We start from the raw sequence: 19,360 nt of genomic DNA, 5'->3' as shown, positions 1-19,360 counted from the left end.
TCCTTTTAGCCATTGGATGATCGCGGCAGGATGAGTCACGCAGCGGGTTGAATCCTGATGAAAAGCTGATGGTCGATGGCATATGCCTTGCACCAATATTTCCATCAGCGCTCGGACCAACGTCGGACATGAGCGCAAGGACAATGACGTCGCCACCCGGCTCTGCTAGCGCATGGACCGGGGGCGGCGTCTTTTTTTTCAAAGGTGCACAGTCGATGAATGAACCCTCCGCCGGGCCGTTGGCCTGGGTCAATGGCAGCGATGCGCCGGAAAAAACCGAAATCAACCTCGGCTTCATGGCCCTGAGCGACTGCGCCTCCGTGGTCGTTGCCGCCACCCAGGGTTTCGCCCAGCCATACGGCCTGACCCTCAACCTCAAGCGCCAGTCGTCCTGGGCCAATCTGCGCGACAAGCTGGTCAGCGGCGAACTGGATGCCGCCCATAGCCTGTACGGCCTCGTGTACGCGGTTCACCTTGGCATAGGCGGCAGCGCCGCCACCGATATGGCTGTGCTTATGGGCCTGAACCAGAATGGCCAGAGCATCAACCTCTCCCCCGGGCTGCAGGCACTTGGCGTGACCAGTCCTGAGGCACTGAATCGCCATGTGCACCAAAGCCGCCCACGACTGACTTTTGCCCAGACATTTCCTACCGGCACTCACGCCATGTGGCTGTACTACTGGCTGGCAAGCCAAGGTATCCATCCATTGCAGGACGTCGACAGCGTGGTGGTGCCCCCACCGCAGATGGTCGCGCACCTGCAGGCGGGGCGCATCGACGGCTTTTGCGTGGGCGAGCCCTGGTCCGCCAGCGCGGTGAAACAGAATCTGGGATTTACCCTGGCGACCACTCAGGCAATCTGGCCCGATCACCCGGAGAAAGTCCTGGGCTGCACCCGCGCCTTCGTCGAGCAGTATCCCAATACCGCACGCGCCCTGGTCATGGCGATTCTCGAGGCCAGTCGCTTTATCGAGGCCAGCAGCGAGAACCGTAGCAGCACCGCGCAATTGCTCAGTGCTGCGCAATACCTCGATGCGCCGCTCGACTGCATCGAACCGAGGTTGCTGGGCGACTACGCCGATGGGCTTGGCAATCGCTGGCAGGACCCGCACGCCCTGCGTTTCCATGGCGCTGGCGAGGTCAACCTGCCTTATCTGTCCGACGGCCTGTGGTTTATGACCCAATTCCGCCGCTGGGGGTTGCTGCGCGACGATCCGGATTACCTCGCGGTCGCCCGGCAGGTTCAGCAGCTGGCGTTGTACCGTGAAGCCGCCAGCGCGGTGGGAGTCGCCAGCCAGCCTGGGGACATGCGCCGCAGCCAGTTGATCGACGGCAAGGTCTGGGACGGCTCGGACCCGGCCGGGTATGCGCGCAGTTTCAAGTTACATGCCCTGAACGATCCCTCTCTACTCGCCAGCCGCTGAACAGGAGGTTGCGAACATGTTGCGTATCCTGCTGATCAACGACACCGCGAAAAAAGTCGGACGCCTAAAGGCCGCCTTGACCGAAGCCGGCTTCGAGGTCATCGACGAGTCCGGCCTGACCATCGACCTGCCCGCACGCGTCGAAACGGTGCATCCGGACGTGATCCTGATCGATACCGAGTCACCCAGCCGCGATGTCATGGAGCAGGTGGTGCTGGTGAGCCGTGATCAGCCGAGGCCAATCGTGATGTTCACCGACGAGCACGACCCGGGCGTGATGCGCCAGGCGATCAAGTCTGGGGTCAGTGCCTACATTGTCGAAGGTATTCATGCACAGCGTTTGCAGCCGATTCTCGACGTGGCCATGGCACGTTTCGAAAGTGACCAGGCACTGCGCGCTCAATTGCATGCCCGCGACCAGCAACTGGCTGAACGCAAGCGCATTGAGCTGGCCAAGGGGTTGTTGATGAAGATGAAAGACTGCAACGAAGGGGAGGCTTACACCCTGATGCGCCGACAGGCGATGAGCCGGCAGCAGAAGCTGATTCAGGTGGCGGAGCAGATTATTGCGATGAGTGAGTTGCTGGGCTGAGGGCCTTTTGTGGCTGCTCGCGGCTGGCTTCAACTCGATCTCACTGGTTGGCACAAATCTGGCTAAGTATTCATCACAGGTAACCAACGGCGGTTGCCCCACCTACGACAAAGACGTCGCTCACCACATTTGCCCCTGGCAAATCCGGTAGCGGCGTTTTTTCGTTTTGGCCCCACAGCACGGGGTCGGTGGTGCGGCCGTCAAGGCGCCCCATCTGCTAGCTCACGACTCCCATTCGAGACTCTTCACAGCTGAGGTGCGCGATGAATTCAAGCTTCTGGAAATCCGGTCATACCCCGACTCTGTTCGCGGCGTTCCTCTATTTCGACCTGAGTTTCATGGTTTGGTACCTGCTCGGCCCGCTGGCCGTACAAATAGCGACCGACCTGCAACTGACCACTCAGCAGCGCGGCCTGGTAGTGGCCACGCCTATTCTGGCGGGTGCATTACTGCGCTTCATCATGGGCATGCTGGCGGATCGCCTTTCGCCAAAAACTGCCGGGATCATTGGTCAGATAATTGTCATTTGCGCCCTGTTCGTGGCCTGGAAGCACGGCATCCACAGCTACGAACAAGCGTTGTTGCTCGGGCTGTTCCTCGGCATGGCCGGCGCGTCGTTTGCCGTTGCCCTGCCGCTGGCTTCGCAGTGGTATCCACCGCAACATCAAGGCAAAGCGATGGGTATCGCCGGTGCAGGCAATTCCGGCACGGTGCTGGCCGCATTGATCGCCCCGGTACTGGCGGCTGCGTTCGGCTGGAGCAACGTGTTCGGCTTCGCCTTGATTCCGTTGATCCTGACCCTCATCGTCTTTACCTGGCTGGCCAAAAACGCCCCGGAGCGACCAAAAGCCAAGTCGGTAACCGACTACTTCAAGGCCCTGGGCGATCGCGACAGCTGGTGGTTCATGTTCTTCTACAGCGTGACATTCGGCGGCTTCATCGGCCTGGCCAGTGCACTGCCCGGCTACTTCAACGATCAATACGGACTGAGTCCGGTCACTGCCGGTTATTACACTGGCGCCTGCGTGTTCGGCGGCAGCCTGATGCGGCCTTTGGGCGGTGCGCTGGCCGACCGTTTCGGCGGGATTCGCACGCTGCTGGCGATGTATACCGTGGCGGCCGTGTGTATCGCAGCAGTCGGCTTTAACCTGCCAAGTTCCTACGCAGCCCTGGCACTTTTCGTCTGCACCATGCTCGGTCTGGGGGCCGGTAACGGCGCGGTTTTCCAACTGGTGCCGCAACGTTTTCGTCGGGAAATCGGCGTAATGACTGGCTTGATCGGCATGGCGGGCGGCATTGGCGGCTTTGCCCTGGCTGCCGGCATGGGTGCCATCAAGCAAAGTACCGGCAGTTACCAGCTGGCGTTGTGGTTATTCGCCAGCCTGGGTGTGCTGGCCTGGTTCGGCCTGCATGGCGTCAAACGTCGCTGGAGAACCACCTGGGGTTCTGCCGCTGTCACCGCCGCACGGGTCTGAACCCGCAATGAGCCTGCAGCTGAGTTTCGCCGAAGCCAGCGCCATCGGCCCGCGGGAGGAAAACCAGGACGCCCTGCGCCTGGTGGCGCCGGCTCCGGCACTGGCCGCGAGCAAAGGCTATCTGTTCGCGATTGCCGACGGCGTCAGCCAATGCGCCGACGGAGGGCTCGCTGCCCGTTCGACCTTGCAGGCGCTGGCGCTGGATTACTATGCGACTCCGCAAACCTGGGCGGTTGCCCAGGCACTGGATCGCCTGCTGCTGGCGCAGAACCGCTGGCTGCAGGCCAATGGCGGCGGGCAACCGCTGCTGACCACCGTCAGCGCCCTGGTATTACGCGGCCGGCGCTTCACCCTGGCGCACGTGGGGGATTGCCGGGTGTATCGCTGGCATGCCGGCCAGTTGCAGCGCATCAGCGAGGATCATGTCTGGGACCAGCCCGGCATGCAGCATGTGCTCAAGCGTGCCATGGGCCTGGATCAGCATCTGGTGCTGGATTTTCTCGATGGCGAGTTGCGCCTGGATGAGAGCTTTGTACTACTGAGCGACGGCGTCTGGGCAGTGTTGGGCGACACGGCCATCGCGGCGATCCTGCGCGATCAACCGGACTTGCACAGCGCCGCGCAAACCTTGGTCAGTGCCGCGCACCTGGCGGGCAGCCAGGACAACGCCAGTGCATTACTGGTGCGGGTGGACGCCTTGGGCGAAACCAGCATCGGCGATGCGCTGGTGCATGTGCGGCAGTGGCCACTGCCGCCAGCGCTAAAGCCGGGGCAGATTTTTGAAGGCTGGCATATCGACGGGGTTCTCGGGCAGAGCCAGCAGTCGCTGCTCTACCGGGTGCATGACGGGCAGCAACAACCCTGGCTGCTGAAAACCCTGCCCGGGCGGCTGCACGACGACCCCCAGGCCGGGCAGTCACTGCTGGCAGAGGAATGGTTTCTCAAGCGGGTCGCCGGGCGGCACTTTCCTGAAGTCCATCCCGCCAGTCAGCGTCAGCATTTGTACTACGTGATGCGTGAATATTCCGGCTCGACCCTCGCCGAGTTGTACGCCAATGTTGGACCGCTGCCGCTGGCTCAATGGCTGGACCTGGCCGAGCGCCTGTTGCGCGCAGTCGGCATGCTGCATCGCCGGCAGATCCTGCATCGCGACATAAAGCCCGAGAACCTGCTGCTGGGCGACGATGGCGAGCTGCGCCTGCTGGATTTTGGTCTCGCATATTGCCCGGGCTTGTCCGAAGACCCGCTTTGCGCCCTGCCCGGCACCCCGAGCTACATTGCGCCGGAAGCCTTTGGCGGTGCTGCACCGACCCCACAACAGGACCTCTATTCGGTCGGCGTGACCTTGTATTTCCTGCTGACCGGACACTTTCCCCAAGGCGAGATCGAAGCGTTCCAGCGCCCGCGCTTTGGCGTGCCCGTCAGCGCCAGTCGCTACCGCCCGGACCTGTCGGAGTGGATCGCGCAAAGCCTGGAGCGGTCGGTTGCGGCGGAGCCGGCACAGCGGTTTGAAACGGCGGAAGAATGGTTGCTGGTTCTGGAACAGGGCGAGCGACGCAGCTTGAGCGTGCGGCCCAGGCCGTTGCTGGAGCGCGAGCCGGTGAAGGTCTGGCGGACCATGGCGTTGGTGTCGCTGCTGGTGAATGTGGTGCTGTTGGTTTTAGTGTTGCAGGGCTGATACCGGGGTGCGCCATTACCGGGCGATGCGCATTCATTCGGTGCAACAAATCGGACGTTCTGAAAAAAACACATTATTTACTCCATCAAGTCCGCAGCCTGACGACTTTGGCACAACCACTGCATTACCTCTCCCAACAGACATATAGCCCATCCTCAACGAAGAGGGCTGCGCTTCCCGATAGAACGGGACAAGGACAAAGGCGTCCTCGCTAGGCAACTAGCGGGACGCCTTTTTTATTTGCGCGAAATTTCTCGAAGACGCCGGAGAACCTGATGAAAAAATTGAAACTGGTGTTGATCGGCAATGGCATGGCCGGGGTGCGCACCCTGGAAGAACTGCTCAAGCTGAGCAACGATCTGTACGACATCACCGTCTTTGGCGCGGAACCCTATACCAACTACAACCGCATCCTGCTGTCCCCAGTACTCGCGGGCGAGCAGACATTCGAGGAGATCGTGCTCAACGACCTCGACTGGTACCACGACAACAACATCAAGCTGTTGCTTAACCGCAAAGTGGTGCAGATCGACCGGATCAGGCGCCGGGTGATCGCCGATGACGGCACCGAAGCCGAGTACGACCGCCTGCTGATCGCCACCGGCTCGACGCCTTTTATCCTGCCGATTCCGGGCAACACCCTGCAGGGCGTGATCGGCTACCGCGACATTACCGATACCCAGGCGATGATCAACACCGCCAAGACCCACACCCATGCCGTGGTCATCGGCGGTGGACTGCTCGGCCTTGAAGCGGCCAACGGCCTGATGCTGCGCGGCATGCATGTCACCGTGGTGCACATCGGCGAGTGGCTGCTGGAACGCCAGCTGGATAAAACCAGCGGCCAGCTGCTGCAGACCGCCCTCGAAGGCCGCGGCCTGCACTTTCGCCTGCGCGAACAGACCCAGTCACTGCACGATGCCGGCAATGGCCGGGTCGGCTCGGTGCAATTCAAGAACGGTGACGTGATCCCTGCCGATCTGGTGGTGATGGCCGCGGGCATTCGGCCCAGCACCGAGCTGGCGGAGCACGCCGGTATCCCCTGCAGCCGCGGAATCCTGGTCAACGACACCCTGCAAACCTACGACCCGCGCATCTATGCGATCGGCGAGTGCGCCAGCCATCGGGGCACCGCCTACGGCTTGGTCGCGCCGCTGTTCGAACAGGCCAAGGTCTGCGCCAACCACCTGGCCCAGCTGGGCTTCGCCACCTACAAGGGCTCAGTGACCTCGACCCAATTAAAGGTCACCGGCATCGATCTGTTTTCCGCGGGTGATTTCATGGGCGGCGAAGGCACCGAGACCATCACCCTGTCCGACCCGATTGGCGGGATCTACAAGAAACTGCTGATCAAGGACGACGTCCTCGTCGGCGCCTGCTTGTACGGCGATACCGCAGACAGCGCCTGGTATTTCCACCAGATCCGTGAGAATCACAACATTGAGCAAATCCGTGACCACCTGATGTTCGGCGACGCCTGCTTGCCGGCCCTGCGGGAGGCAAGCTGATGGACCACCAGATCACCGCTTCAACCTGCTGCTACTGCGGGGTCGGCTGCGGCGTGCTGATCGAACATGACGGCGAGCGCATCCTCGGCGTCAGCGGCGATCCGGCGCATCCCGCCAACTTCGGCAAATTGTGCAGCAAGGGCTCGACCCTGCACCTGACGGGAGACCTGGCGGCACGAGCGCTGTACCCGGAACTGCGCCTGGGCAAATCCCTGGCACGCAGCCGCACCGACTGGGACACCGCCCTCGATCACGCCGCCAGCGTATTTGCCCGCACCCTCGCCGAGCACGGCCCGGACAGCGTAGCGTTCTACATCTCCGGGCAATTGCTGACCGAGGATTACTACAGCTTCAACAAGCTGGCGCGAGCGCTGGTAGGCACCAACAACATCGACAGCAACTCACGCCTGTGCATGTCGTCGGCGGTGGTCGGCTACAAGCGCAGCCTGGGCGCAGACGCCCCGCCTTGCAGCTACGAAGACCTGGAGTCGAGTGATTGCGTGATGATCGTCGGCAGCAACATGGCCTACGCCCACCCGGTACTTTTCCGGCGCCTGGAAGAAGCCAAATCCCGCCGACCGCAGATGAAAGTCATCGTTATCGACCCACGTCGTACCGACACCTGCGACCTGGCGGACCTGCACCTGGCGATACAGCCTGGCAGCGATGTCGCCCTGTTCCATGGGATCCTGCACCTGCTGCTGTGGGAAGACTGGGTCGATCACGACTTTATCAAGGCGCATACCCAAGGCCTGCCAGAGCTTGAAAACCTGGTGCGCGACTACACCCCGCAAATGGTCGCGCAACTGTGCGCGATCAGTCTCGAACAGCTGCAGCAGTGTGCGCAGTGGGTCGGCACTTCGGCGAGTTTCCTCTCGCTGTGGTGCATGGGGTTGAACCAGTCCACGGCGGGCAGCGCCAAGAATAGCGCGCTGATCAACCTGCACCTGGCCACCGGGCAAATCGGCCGTCCCGGTGCAGGACCTTTCTCGCTGACCGGTCAGCCCAATGCCATGGGCGGGCGCGAAACCGGCAGCCTGTCGAACCTGCTGCCGGGCCATCGCGATGCCGCCAATGCCGAGCATCGTGAGGAAGTGGCAACCTATTGGGGCGTTGAGCAACTTCCAAACAGCACCGGGCTGACCGCGATCGAGCTGTTCGAGCAGGTCCGCAGTGGCCGGATCAAAGCCTTGTGGATCGCCTGCACCAACCCCGCGCAATCGTTGCCTGACCAGACCGCCGTGCGCGAAGCCTTGCAAGCGTGCCCGTTCGTGGTGTTGCAGGAAGCTTTTCGCACGACGGAAACCGCGCCCTTCGCCGACCTGTTACTGCCTGCCGCCAGCTGGGGGGAGAAGGATGGCACGGTGACCAACTCCGAACGGCGCATTTCCCACGTGCGCCAGGCCGTCGTCGCACCTGGCGAAGCCCGGCCCGACTGGGCCATTACGCTGGATTTCGCACGCCGCTTGGAAAAACATCTGCGCCCACAGCAGGCCAGCCTGTTTGCCTTCGACACGGCGGCGCAGATCTTTGACGAGTACAAGCTGCTGACCCAAGGCCGCGATCTGGACCTGTCTGGGCTCAGCCATGCCTTGATCGACCAGATCGGCCCGCAGCAATGGCCCTTCCCGCCTGGTGCCAGCCAAGGCACGGCGCGACTCTACGGTCACGGGATATTCCCGACCGACAACGGTCGCGCCCAATTCATCGCCGACCCTTATTGCGCCGCCAAGGAGCAACGGGATGCGCGGTTTCCCCTGACCCTGATCACCGGGCGCCTGCGCGACCAATGGCACGGCATGAGCCGCACCGGCACCGCGGCGCAGCTGTTCGGTCACGTCAGTGAAGCGGTGTTGAGCCTGCACCCGGATGAGCTACGCCGCTATCGCTTGCAGCCGGGCGCCCTGATCAGCCTGGAGAGTCGGCGCGGCGCGGTGATTCTGCCGGTCACCCCTGACGAGAACGTGCGGCCGGGCCAGGCGTTTTTACCGATGCACTGGGGCGACCGGTTTCTCAAAGGTGGTGTAAATACACTGACTCAACCGGCCTTCGACCCCTTGTCGAAGCAGCCTGAACTGAAGCACAGCGCAGTCCGCATTGAACCGGTAGAACTGCCGTGGCAGCTTTTCGCCCTGGTCGAAGGCGATGTTCAACAGCATTTTGAGCGCTTGAGACCCCTCTGCGAGGAATTTTCCTACGCGAGTCTAAGTCTCGCTGGCCGCGAGCGCCCGGCACTGCTTATACGCGCTGCCAGCGCCTCGGCGCCCGACCGCCAGCTATTGCACGACATCGACCAATGCCTGGGCCTGGAAGCGGGCGCTGTGCTGACCTACGACGACGAGCGGCGCTCGATCGGCAAACGGGTGCGTATCGACAACGGCAGGATCATCGCCATCCGCCTGGCCGGAGAAACCCTGGCCCAGCACTGGCTGCAAAACCTGTGGCTGGAAGGGCGTGCCACCGAACAACTGCGGCGCTGGATGCTTGCACCCTTGAGTGCACCACCCGGCGATGGCGCCGCCATTGGCCCGGGCAATAAAACCCTGTGTAACTGCCGCAACGTCAGTCACAACGCGGTCTGCGCTGGCATTGGCCGCGGCCTGGACTTGCAGGGCCTTAAACAGGAATTGGGTTGCGGCACGCAGTGCGGTTCGTGCGTCCCGGAAATCAAGCGACTGCTGGCCGCCACGGCGCGGCCGATCGCCGTTATCTCATGAGGAAAAACACTATGAGCGCAAAAGTCTGGCTGGTGGGCGCAGGTCCCGGCGACCCGGAACTGTTGACTCTCAAAGCGGTACGCGCCCTGTGCGAGGCCGATGTGGTGCTGATCGACGACCTGGTCAACGATGCGGTCCTGGAGCATTGCCCCCAGGCGCGAATCATTGCCGTGGGCAAGCGCGGCGGCTGTCGCTCCACGCCCCAGGCGTTCATCCATCGCCTGATGTTGCGTTATGCGCGCCAGGGCAAGTGCGTGGTAAGGCTCAAAGGCGGTGACCCGTGCATTTTCGGGCGCGGCGGTGAGGAAGCGCAGTGGCTGCGCGAGCGGGGGGTGGAGGTTGAACTGGTTAACGGCATTACGGCCGGGCTGGCTGGGGCGACGCAGTGCGACATTTCGCTGACCCTGCGCGGAGTTGCCCGCGGCGTGACCCTGGTGACGGCCCATACCCAGGACGGCAGCAGCCTGAACTGGCAGGCGCTGGCCCAAGGGGGTACCACCCTGGTGGTATACATGGGGGTGGCAAAGCTGGGCGAGATCCGTGAGCAACTGCTTGCCGGCGGGATGGCCCTGGATACGCCGGTGGCCATGATCGAAAACGCCTCACTGCCCCATCAGCGTGAATGCCGCAGCGACCTGAGCACCATGGACCAGGATGCCAGCGCGTTCGAACTGAAAAGCCCGGCGATCCTGGTGATCGGCGCTGTGGCGGAAAATCAAAAGATCGCAGCCTCGGGGAGTGCCTACAGGGCCCTGCGTTGAGCCGTGCAACTCAAATCGCAGGCAAAGAAAAGCCCGGCCTAGGCCGGGCTTTTCCAGAGCTGCGAGCTAATTACTTAGCTTGAGCTTCAACCTGCGCTTCTACGCGACGGTTTACAGCACGGCCAGCGTCAGTAGCGTTGTCAGCAACTGGGCGGGATTCGCCGTAGCCAACAGACTGAACGCGGGACGACTCAACACCGTACTGGTTGGTCAGAACTTGCTTAACGGCGTTTGCACGACGCTCGGACAGTTTCTGGTTGTAAGCGTCAGGACCGACGGAGTCAGTGTGACCTTCAACAGTGGTGCTGGTCGATGGGTACTGCTTCATGAAGTCAGCCAGGTTCTTGATGTCGCCGTAGCTGTCGGTTTTAACAACAGATTTGTCGAAATCGAACTTAACGTCCAATTCTACACGAACAACTTCAGCAACTGCAGGGCAGCCGTCAGCATCAACAGTTACGTTGGCTGGGGTGTCTGGGCACTTGTCAACGTTGTCGCAAACGCCATCGTTGTCGCTGTCGGAGCAGACTTCAGCTGGTGCTGGAACTGGAGCAGCTGCAGGCTTGGAGCCGCCACCGAAGTTCACACCGATACCGACGCTAGGAGCCCACTCGGTGTCGCCCTGGTCGATGTTGTATTGAGCTTCAACGCCAGCACGGGCGTAGAAGTTCTCGGTGAAGTACAGCTTGGCACCGCCGCCAACGTTGGCGAAGGTGGAACGGTTACGACCGCTCGAGCCGTTCTGACCGATGCTCTGATCAGAGAAACCAGCCGATACGTATGGACGAACCATGTCGCCTGGGTTGTTGAAGTGGTACAGAGCGTCCAGAGCGGTGTTGGCGCCCTTGATGTTACGGCCGTCGTTGGAACGAACGTTGTGCACTTCGTCGTAGCCCAGACGCAGTTCAACGTCGTCGGTCAGGAAGTAACCTACGGAACCGCCGAACAGGTTGCCGTTGTTCTTGAAGTTACGAGCGCTGTCGAATTGTTCTTTCTTAGCGAAGCCTTCGATTTCAACTGCGCCTTGGCCTTGTGCCAGTGCGCCGAACGAAGTGGCAGCAATAAGAGAACCAATGGCCAAGCCCAAGGTGTTTTTCAGTTTCATCCGTTAAATCCCCATCTGGTGATTGTGAAGCAGTCCCGCAAACCGGGGGACAACTCGGCGGCAAGTCTATCAGAACTTGCCTACACGTAAGAGGTATTTGCGTCGAACTAAGTTTCAGCTACGCCTGCAAATTTCTCACGCAATTTATCTAGAGCACGTTTGTAACGCATTTTTGTTGCACTCAAACCCATGTGCATGATGTCTGCGATCTCCTGAAATTCCAGCTCTGCGACAAAACGTAGCACCAGAATTTCGCGGTCAATCGGGTTCACATACACCAACCAGCGATCAAGTCCACCCTTTTCCTCGGGTTTGGGCATCTTTTCTTCAGATGCTTCCTCGAGGGGGTCCAAACTCAAAGCGTCCATCAAGCGACGCTTACGCCGCTCCTTGCGATACTGTGTGATGCATTCGTTGTACGTGATGCTATATAGCCATGTCTTGAACTTCGATTTCCCCTCGAAGTTCTTCAGGCCGTACAACACCTTCAACATCACTTCTTGACAGACATCGTCTGCGTCGCGATCGTTCCCAAGATATCTCGCACAGACGTTAAATAATGTTCGTTGGTAACGCCGCATCAGTTCTTCATAGGCGCGCGTTACGTGAAACAGCTCGGTATGCGAGCGCGCGACCAACTCCTCATCAGAGAGCTCGCGGGGGTCGTAGCGCGTGGAGAGCGATTGAGCTTTATTCAAAACAAGTCGGGCCGACAGTCAGGTCAATGTCCGCCGCAGCCCTTTCCAGGGCAATTTGCGGCGGCATACATTAGCAGGGTTTGCCGGGTTAGCGGCTACTCACATGCTGCTCCAGGAGGATCCGATTGGAGAGAGAGACTAGCTCACCCTCGTCGGTCAGCAATGTGGTTTTAACCGTGCCGATCTCTTCGATCTGGCCTTCGACCTCGCCAACACGCACTTGTTGCCCAACCTGATACAACTCACGCACATAGATTCCCGCAAGAATCTGACCGGCGATTTCCCGGCTTCCCAAGCCCATGGCAAGCGCTACGGCCAGACCAACGGTAATCAAAACGATCACGATCACGTGGTTGAGCAGGTCAGTCTTGACCTCCAACTGGCTGATCGCCACCGAAATACTGATGATGATGACGAGGCCCTGGGCGATTCGACCCAGGCCGGCCGCGTAATCCAGCCCTACACCCTCAGCAGCACCTCGCACCAGCCCATTGGCCAGTTGCGCCAGCAACACCCCTACCAGCAATACTGCGGCTGCACCGAACACTTTCGGCAAATACAGCGCAAGCATGTCCAGCGTAGATGAGACTCGCTCGAGCCCAAGAGATTCCGCAGCAGACACCAAAAAAATCAGCAGGACGAACCAATAGACGATTTTACCGATCAAGGTCGAGATCGGCACCTGCAGCCCCGCCCGGGACAACAGCTTGGTCAACCCGGTGCCGCCCATCAGGCGATCGAGGCCCAGCTTGGCCAGCAGTTTGGAGAGCAGCGTGTCGAGCAGCTTGGCCACCACGAAGCCCAGGAGCAGCACCACCAGTGCGCCAAAGAGGTTCGGGATGAAGTTTGCAACCTTGGTCCATAACGCAGTCATTGCAGTGACGAGGCTCTGAGTCCAGAGATCAAGTTCCATATTCAATCAGCCTTATCAGCAGTGCGAACGGTAGGTTTACGGTGACGGGAAACCGGCGAAACATGGGCCGATCCGTTATTCAGGGCGATCATCAGCGCGGGCAACCAACGGCCCAGCAGACTGAACAGATCACCGGCGCCGACCTGGCGGTTGGCGGTTTTCAATACACGCCCAAGGCACGCATCGTCGTCCCGGGTAGACGGTGATGCGTTGAGCATGTCGCGCAAAGACTGTTCAAACGGATCGTGCATACGCACCTCTCGTGATGTCTGTGAAAGACGCGGCCAAATTTGACTGGGTCACATGCCGCATCGTCAGACCCAACGCAAACGACGGAATAACCACCATTGCCCGAGCGCCACCGAGACCATCATCAGGCAGGCAACAAGGAAGCCATATGGGCTTGCGGACAGTGGAATTCCGCCAACGTTTATGCCTAACAGGCCGGTCAGGAAACTCATCGGTAAAAAGATCCCGGTGATGATTCCAAAGCGATACATCGTGCGGTTCATGCGCACACTCAAACGCCGATCTTCGGCCTCGAGGACCAACCCCACCCGCTCCCGGGTCAATTCCAGTTCTTCGAGATAGCGCGTCAGGCTGTTGTTCAATTCGTTCCAGTAATCCGCATCGTCATCGACGAACCAGGGCAATTTGATCCGCGTCAGTTGGCCGAAAATATCTCGTTGGGGCGCCAGGAATCTTTTCAGCGCAGCCGCCCTGCGACGGATCTGCAAAACGGCCCCATGCTCGGGTGTATACCGTTCGTCGGCATCCAGTTTTTCTTCTTCCTCATCGACCACTTCGCAGAGGCAACTGACCAGATCCTGTACCTTGTTGGTGAGGAACTGCGCCATATAAAGAATGAGTTCAGAGGCGGTTTTCGGACCTTTGCCCTCCTCGAGCTGCACCAGCAATTCATCGGTGGCCCGCAAAGGACGAAGTCGCAGGGAAATAACCCGCTGTGCCGAACCGAAGATGCGTACAGAGACCATGTCTTCCGGTTCAGCCCCGGGGTTGAGGTTGATTCCGCGCAGGAACAGCAGCAACTCGGAGTCCGGCAGCGACAAAAGTCGTGGCCGGGTATTCTCCTCAAGCAGCAGATCACAGCTGAATTCAGTCAGGCCGCTATATTTGCGCAGCCAGGTCTGGGTCTGCGGATGACTGCGATCCCAGTGCAGCCACAGGCTTTCGTGGGCCTGCAACTGCAAGTCATCGAGCTCAGTCCGGGCTATCGAACGCGCACCGCCTTTACCATCCAGCACCAGGGCATGCACCAGCCCCCACTGCGCGTTGTCTTCCTCGAACATCCTCACCCCTAAGTTGGTCGTGCGCTTTTACTCGGGCATCTGCAGCGGGCTCGGCGAGATGATCACGCCGTTGTTGTCCGCATAGATGTATTCGCCAGGGCGAAAGGTCACGCCGGCAAACGTCACCGGGATGTTGATTTCGCCGACGCCACGCCGGTCGGACTTGCGTGGGTGGCTGGCGAGGGCCTGAACGCCCAAGTCGGTCTGCGCAATGATATCCACGTCGCGGATGCAGCCGTAGATCACCAGGCCCTCCCAGCCGTTCTTCGCGGCCTTCTCGGCCAGCATGTCGCCCAGCAATGCGTGACGCAGGGAACCGCCGCCGTCGACGACCATCACTTTGCCATGCCCCTCGAGCTCGACCTGCTCCTTGACCCGCGAGTTGTCTTCGAAGCACTTGACGGTCACGATTTCGCCGCCGAAGGAATCACGGCCACCAAAATTGCTGAACATCGGCTCCAGCACCTGGACCAGCTCCGGATAGGCGTCGCACAGGTCAGGCGTGATGTAATGGTTCATCGAGAAACTCCTGTAGAGAGGAAGACAATCGAGGTGTCGCAAAGTGACCGGAAAAGCTTGATGCGTCATATCTTAGCCGCAACCTGGTGCGAGCGAAATGCCCTTGATAGAGCATCGCACTCAGACTGCTGCGGCTAAATCCGCCTGGCCAGGCAACAGCGCAGTGCGCTGATCCGCCAGCCAGCCCGCAACCAGCGGCCACACTTCAGCTTGCGCGGCTTTGCTGACGAGCATCTCGACGTGACCGAAATTATCGGCAAAACCCTGATCGCGCCCCAGATTGACGAACTGCTTGTGTTCCGAACCGATCTGCTCGAACAGCTTGCGACAGGCCCAGGCCGGGTCCTGATGATCACCCGCGGCGCTGACGGCCAGCACCGGCAATTGCACGTCCGCCAATCCAGCCCACCAATCCTTGTCCGCATCGCCAAAGCGCCCGAACAAGCCGTACCAGCGCATGCTCTCCAGGGCCAGGCCAATCGGCTCGTCCTCCGGACCGCGCTTGAGCCTTGAGCCGGACAGCTGGGCAAAGCGCTTGAGTATGAAGCGCCCGCCCCACTCCACCGGGGGAATCTTCAGTGGCCAATAGGTGCGGCTCACCTGCGTTCCAAAGAATGCGGCAGACGCCACCACCGACTCGTCGATGTACTGGCCGCCCAGCGCCGCCGCCAGGGTTATGCCCCCCAGCGAATGACCTATCCAGTGTGCAGGCTGGCCACTCTGTTCGCGTACGAAGGCGCCAATGGCCGGCAGATCGTAGCGCGCGTAGTCGGCCACGCGGTTCTGGCGATAACCCTGGTTGCGCTGTGACAGGCCATGGCCGCGCATTTCCGGGATCCACACATCAAAACCGAGGCGGGTCAGATAAGCTCCCAGCCCCAGGCCTTTGGGGGAAAACCAGAATCGGCGGTTGGAGAAGCTGCCGTGCAACAGAATGACCGGCACACCGCGTTGCGACGACTCGTCGGCCATGCCGAGGCGCGTCACTGCCAGCTCGACGGTGCCGTCAGGGCTGTTGGCGGGTTTCAAACGATAGACGTCTTCGCTCAGATCACCGCGGCGTTCGGCGCTGATCAGGGCGACAGGAAATAGGTTGCTGCTGCTTTGCATAATGCTCTTGCACAAAAAAGGGCGGCTTCCAGAGGAGCCCGCCCTACATGAAATTACGCGATATCTGTAGGAGCGAGCTTGCTCGCGAAGAACTTCTGGACACCACGCTTATCCAGGATGAACGCGTCATCGTTAACGTCCTTCGCGAGCGAGCTCGCTCCTACAACACCTCAATCAAGCAGATGCTTGGCCTTCCGCCAGGAAGAACCAGGTTTCCAGCACGGAGTCCGGGTTCAGCGAAACGCTTTCGATGCCCTGCTCCATCAGCCACTTGGCCAGGTCCGGGTGATCCGAAGGGCCCTGACCGCAAATGCCGATGTACTTGCCGGCCTTGTTGCACGCGGCGATGGCGTTGGCCAGCAGCTTCTTCACTGCGGGGTTACGCTCGTCGAACAGGTGCGCGATGATCCCGGAGTCACGATCCAGACCCAGGGTCAGCTGGGTCAGGTCGTTGGAACCGATGGAGAAGCCGTCGAAGAACTCGAGGAACTCTTCAGCGAGGATCGCGTTGGATGGCAGTTCGCACATCATGATGATGCGCAGACCGTTCTCGCCGCGGGCCAGGCCATTTTCGGCCAGCAGATCGATCACCTGGCTCGCCTCGCCCAAGGTACGGACGAATGGCACCATGATTTCGACGTTGGTCAGGCCCATCTCGTTGCGCACACGCTTGAGGGCACGGCACTCGAGCTCGAAGCAGTCACGGAACGACTCGCTGATGTAACGCGAGGCGCCACGGAAGCCCAGCATCGGGTTTTCTTCTTCCGGCTCGTAGAGCTTGCCCCCGATCAGGTTCGCGTATTCGTTGGACTTGAAGTCCGACAAGCGCACGATGACCTTTTTCGGGGTGAACGCGGCGGCCAGGGTACTGATGCCTTCAACCAGCTTGTCGACGTAAAAATCGACCGGATCGTTGTAACCGGCGATGCGCTTGTCGACGCTGTCCTTGATGTCCTGCGGCAGGCCGTCGTAGTTCAACAGGGCCTTGGGGTGCACGCCGATCATGCGGTTGATGATGAATTCCAGACGGGCCAGGCCCACACCGGCGTTCGGCAGTTGCGCGAAGTCGAATGCACGGTCCGGGTTGCCGACGTTCATCATGATCTTGAACGGCAGATCAGGCATGGCATCAACGGAGTTTTTCTTGATGTCGAAGCCCAGTTCGCCTTCAAAGATGTAGCCGGTGTCGCCTTCCGCGCAGGAAACGGTCACGCCCTGGCCATCTTTCAACAGCTGGGTGGCGTTGCCGCAACCGACCACGGCCGGGATCCCCAGTTCGCGAGCGATGATCGCCGCGTGGCAGGTACGACCACCACGGTTGGTGACGATGGCGCTGGCGCGCTTCATGACCGGTTCCCAGTCCGGGTCGGTCATGTCGGAAACCAGTACGTCGCCTGGCTGGACCTTGTCCATCTCGGACACGTCCTTGATGATGCGCACCTTGCCCGCGCCGATGCGCTGGCCGATGGCACGACCTTCAACCAGCACGGTGCCGGTTTCTTTCAACAGGTAACGTTCCATGACGTTGGCCTGGGTACGGCTCTTCACGGTTTCCGGACGGGCCTGCACGATGTAGAGCTTGCCGTCGTCACCGTCTTTGGCCCACTCGATGTCCATCGGGCACTGGTAGTGCTTCTCGATGATCATCGCCTGCTTGGCCAGCTCGCTGACTTCGGCGTCGCTGAGGCAGAAACGCGCGCGATCAGCCTTGTCGACGTCGATGGTTTTCACCGACTTGCCGGCCGTGGCGACTTCGCCGTAGATCATCTTGATGGCCTTGCTGCCCAGGTTGCGGCGCAGGATGGCCGGACGACCCGCCTCCAGCGTGCCTTTGTGGACATAGAACTCATCCGGGTTCACCGCGCCTTGTACGACGGTTTCACCCAGGCCGTAGGCGCCGGTGATGAACACCACGTCACGGAAGCCCGATTCGGTATCGAGGGTGAACATCACGCCGGCGGTGCCGGTTTCGGAACGGACCATGCGCTGCACGCCAGCCGACAGGGCCACCAGCTTGTGGTCGAAGCCCTGGTGTACGCGGTAGGAAATCGCACGGTCGTTGAACAGCGAAGCGAACACCTCTTTGGCGGCGCGAATGACGTTTTCGACACCACGGATGTTCAGGAAGGTTTCCTGCTGACCGGCAAAGGATGCATCCGGCAGGTCTTCGGCAGTCGCGGAAGAGCGCACGGCCACGGCCATGTCAGGGTTGCCGGCCGACAGCGCGGCGAACGCGGTGCGGATCTCGGCGTTGAGCTTCTCGGGGAACTCGGCTTCCATGATCCAACTACGGATCTGGGCGCCGGTCTTGGCGAGGGCGTTGACATCGTCGACGTCAAGAGCGTCGAGGGCGGCGTGGATCTGATCGTTCAGGCCGCTGAGTTCGAGAAAATCACGATAAGCCTGAGCTGTCGTGGCGAAGCCACCGGGCACCGAAACACCGGCACCTGCAAGATTGCTGATCATCTCGCCCAGGGATGCGTTCTTGCCCCCCACATGCTCAACATCGTGTTTGCCGAGCTTATCGAGGGAAACTACGTACTCTACCAAGGTGATCTCTCCACTAACTGTGTTGGAAAAGCTCAGAAACCGGCTGCCCTGAGGGGCGTTTTCCGGCTGTATGGCCTGGACCTGGAAAATAAGTGAGAATGCGGGCCATTGGCGGCCGACAAATCGCGCCTATCATATCCAAGAATGATCATTAGCTTAAGGCCCAAGGTGCAAATGAAACGATCTGCTTTCTTTATTTCCGACGGCACCGGCATCACCGCCGAAACCCTGGGCCAAAGCCTTCTGGCACAGTTCGAAAACATAACCTTCAGCAAATTCACGCGACCGTACATCGACAACGTGGATAAAGCGCGGGCCATGGTACAACAAATCAACAAAGCCGCCGAAACCGACGGCTTCCGGCCGATCATCTTCGACACCATCGTCAATCAGGACATTCGTGAGATCCTCGCCACCTCCAATGGTTTCATGATCGACATTTTCTCGACCTTCCTGGCGCCGTTGGAACAGGAACTGACCGAGCATTCTTCCTACACCGTCGGCAAATCCCATTCGATCGGCACCAACTCCAACTACATGGAGCGCATCGAGGCGGTGAACTTCGCCCTGGACAACGACGACGGTGCCCGCACGCACTACTACGATAAGGCCGACCTGATCCTGGTGGGCGTCTCGCGCTGCGGCAAGACCCCGACCTGCCTGTACATGGCCATGCAATTCGGCATTCGCGCGGCCAACTACCCGCTGACCGAAGACGACATGGAACGCCTGCAACTGCCCAACGCCCTGCGCGCTCACCAGCACAAGCTGTTCGGCCTGACCATCGACCCGGACCGCCTGACGGCCATCCGCAACGAGCGCAAGCCCAACAGCCGCTATTCGAGTTACGCCCAGTGCGAATTCGAAGTGCGCGAGGTCGAAAACCTGTTTCGTCGCGAGAACATCCCGCACATCAATTCCACGCATTTTTCGGTTGAAGAGATTTCGGCGAAGATCCTGGTGGAGAAAGGGGTTGAGCGGCGCTTCAAGTAATTCTCCA

Annotated in this window: 15 protein-coding genes and 1 pseudogene; 8 read left to right on the top strand and 8 right to left on the bottom strand. The window is 60.4% G+C overall.

The genetic code is table 11. The features are described 5' to 3' along the window. Positions 1 to 215 precede the first annotated feature (215 nt). From L9059_RS21255 to cobA, 7 genes and pseudogenes are all read left to right on the top strand, one after another. Positions 216 to 1,424, top strand: a complete 1,209-nt coding sequence (locus L9059_RS21255; RefSeq protein ID WP_247292872.1) for a CmpA/NrtA family ABC transporter substrate-binding protein — start codon at positions 216 to 218, stop codon at positions 1,422 to 1,424. Between the two features lie 16 nt (positions 1,425 to 1,440). Further along, entirely contained in the window at positions 1,441 to 2,016 is a 576-nt protein-coding gene (locus tag L9059_RS21250; protein ID WP_247292871.1) for an ANTAR domain-containing response regulator, read from the top strand. Between the two features lie 263 nt (positions 2,017 to 2,279). Next, positions 2,280 to 3,491, top strand: a complete 1,212-nt coding sequence (locus L9059_RS21245; RefSeq protein ID WP_247292870.1) for a nitrate/nitrite transporter — start codon at positions 2,280 to 2,282, stop codon at positions 3,489 to 3,491. Positions 3,492 to 3,498: 7 nt separating this feature from the next. Next, the gene (locus L9059_RS21240) at positions 3,499 to 5,169 is read left to right on the top strand and encodes a bifunctional protein-serine/threonine kinase/phosphatase (RefSeq protein WP_247292869.1); all 1,671 of its coding nucleotides are present in this window, start codon (positions 3,499 to 3,501) and stop codon (positions 5,167 to 5,169) included. A 275-nt stretch (positions 5,170 to 5,444) separates the two neighbouring features. Then, positions 5,445 to 6,653: pseudogene (locus tag L9059_RS21235) on the top strand (NAD(P)/FAD-dependent oxidoreductase); the annotation flags it as partial. Positions 6,654 to 6,676: 23 nt separating this feature from the next. Continuing rightward, complete coding sequence (locus L9059_RS21230; RefSeq protein ID WP_247292868.1) at positions 6,677 to 9,394, top strand: nitrate reductase; 2,718 nt, start codon at positions 6,677 to 6,679, stop codon at positions 9,392 to 9,394. 11 nt (positions 9,395 to 9,405) lie between these two features. Then, positions 9,406 to 10,155 (top strand): uroporphyrinogen-III C-methyltransferase, encoded by a 750-nt coding sequence (cobA, locus tag L9059_RS21225; protein WP_247292867.1) that lies wholly within the window; start codon positions 9,406 to 9,408, stop codon positions 10,153 to 10,155. Between the two features lie 70 nt (positions 10,156 to 10,225). On the opposite strand, the gene L9059_RS21220 is transcribed toward cobA, so the two are convergent. The 8 genes from L9059_RS21220 to ppsA form a co-directional block, all read right to left on the bottom strand. Beyond that, a complete protein-coding gene (locus tag L9059_RS21220) occupies positions 10,226 to 11,260 on the bottom strand; it encodes an OmpA family protein (RefSeq protein ID WP_247292866.1) in 1,035 nt (344 codons plus the stop codon). A 107-nt stretch (positions 11,261 to 11,367) separates the two neighbouring features. Continuing rightward, positions 11,368 to 11,958, bottom strand: a complete 591-nt coding sequence (gene sigX, locus L9059_RS21215) for an RNA polymerase sigma factor SigX (protein WP_237886093.1) — start codon at positions 11,956 to 11,958, stop codon at positions 11,368 to 11,370. A gap of 88 nt (positions 11,959 to 12,046) precedes the next feature. After that, positions 12,047 to 12,871: a mechanosensitive ion channel family protein gene (locus L9059_RS21210; protein WP_247292865.1), complete on the bottom strand. Its 825-nt coding sequence runs from the start codon at positions 12,869 to 12,871 to the stop codon at positions 12,047 to 12,049. A gap of 2 nt (positions 12,872 to 12,873) precedes the next feature. Then, a complete protein-coding gene (locus tag L9059_RS21205; protein ID WP_007944521.1) occupies positions 12,874 to 13,122 on the bottom strand; it encodes a hypothetical protein in 249 nt (82 codons plus the stop codon). A gap of 63 nt (positions 13,123 to 13,185) precedes the next feature. Then, positions 13,186 to 14,181 (bottom strand): zinc transporter ZntB, encoded by a 996-nt coding sequence (locus tag L9059_RS21200; protein WP_247292864.1) that lies wholly within the window; start codon positions 14,179 to 14,181, stop codon positions 13,186 to 13,188. Between the two features lie 27 nt (positions 14,182 to 14,208). Then, positions 14,209 to 14,700, bottom strand: coding sequence for a ribonuclease E activity regulator RraA (rraA, locus tag L9059_RS21195; protein WP_045060995.1), 492 nt, complete (start codon positions 14,698 to 14,700; stop codon positions 14,209 to 14,211). A gap of 120 nt (positions 14,701 to 14,820) precedes the next feature. Continuing rightward, on the bottom strand, positions 14,821 to 15,810 hold the full coding sequence (locus L9059_RS21190) for an alpha/beta fold hydrolase (RefSeq protein ID WP_247292863.1): 990 nt from the start codon (positions 15,808 to 15,810) through the stop codon (positions 14,821 to 14,823). Positions 15,811 to 15,984: 174 nt separating this feature from the next. Continuing rightward, positions 15,985 to 18,360 (bottom strand): phosphoenolpyruvate synthase, encoded by a 2,376-nt coding sequence (gene ppsA, locus L9059_RS21185; protein WP_247292862.1) that lies wholly within the window; start codon positions 18,358 to 18,360, stop codon positions 15,985 to 15,987. A 174-nt stretch (positions 18,361 to 18,534) separates the two neighbouring features. Here ppsA and ppsR point away from each other — a divergent pair, with 174 nt between their 5' ends. Further along, positions 18,535 to 19,353 (top strand): posphoenolpyruvate synthetase regulatory kinase/phosphorylase PpsR, encoded by an 819-nt coding sequence (ppsR, locus tag L9059_RS21180; RefSeq protein WP_247292861.1) that lies wholly within the window; start codon positions 18,535 to 18,537, stop codon positions 19,351 to 19,353. The last annotated feature ends 7 nt before the right edge of the window (positions 19,354 to 19,360 follow it).

The sequence above is a fragment of the Pseudomonas violetae genome (assembly GCF_023072615.1).
Lineage (GTDB): Bacteria > Pseudomonadota > Gammaproteobacteria > Pseudomonadales > Pseudomonadaceae > Aquipseudomonas > Aquipseudomonas violetae.
This window is presented reverse-complemented; position numbering and strand designations above follow the sequence as displayed.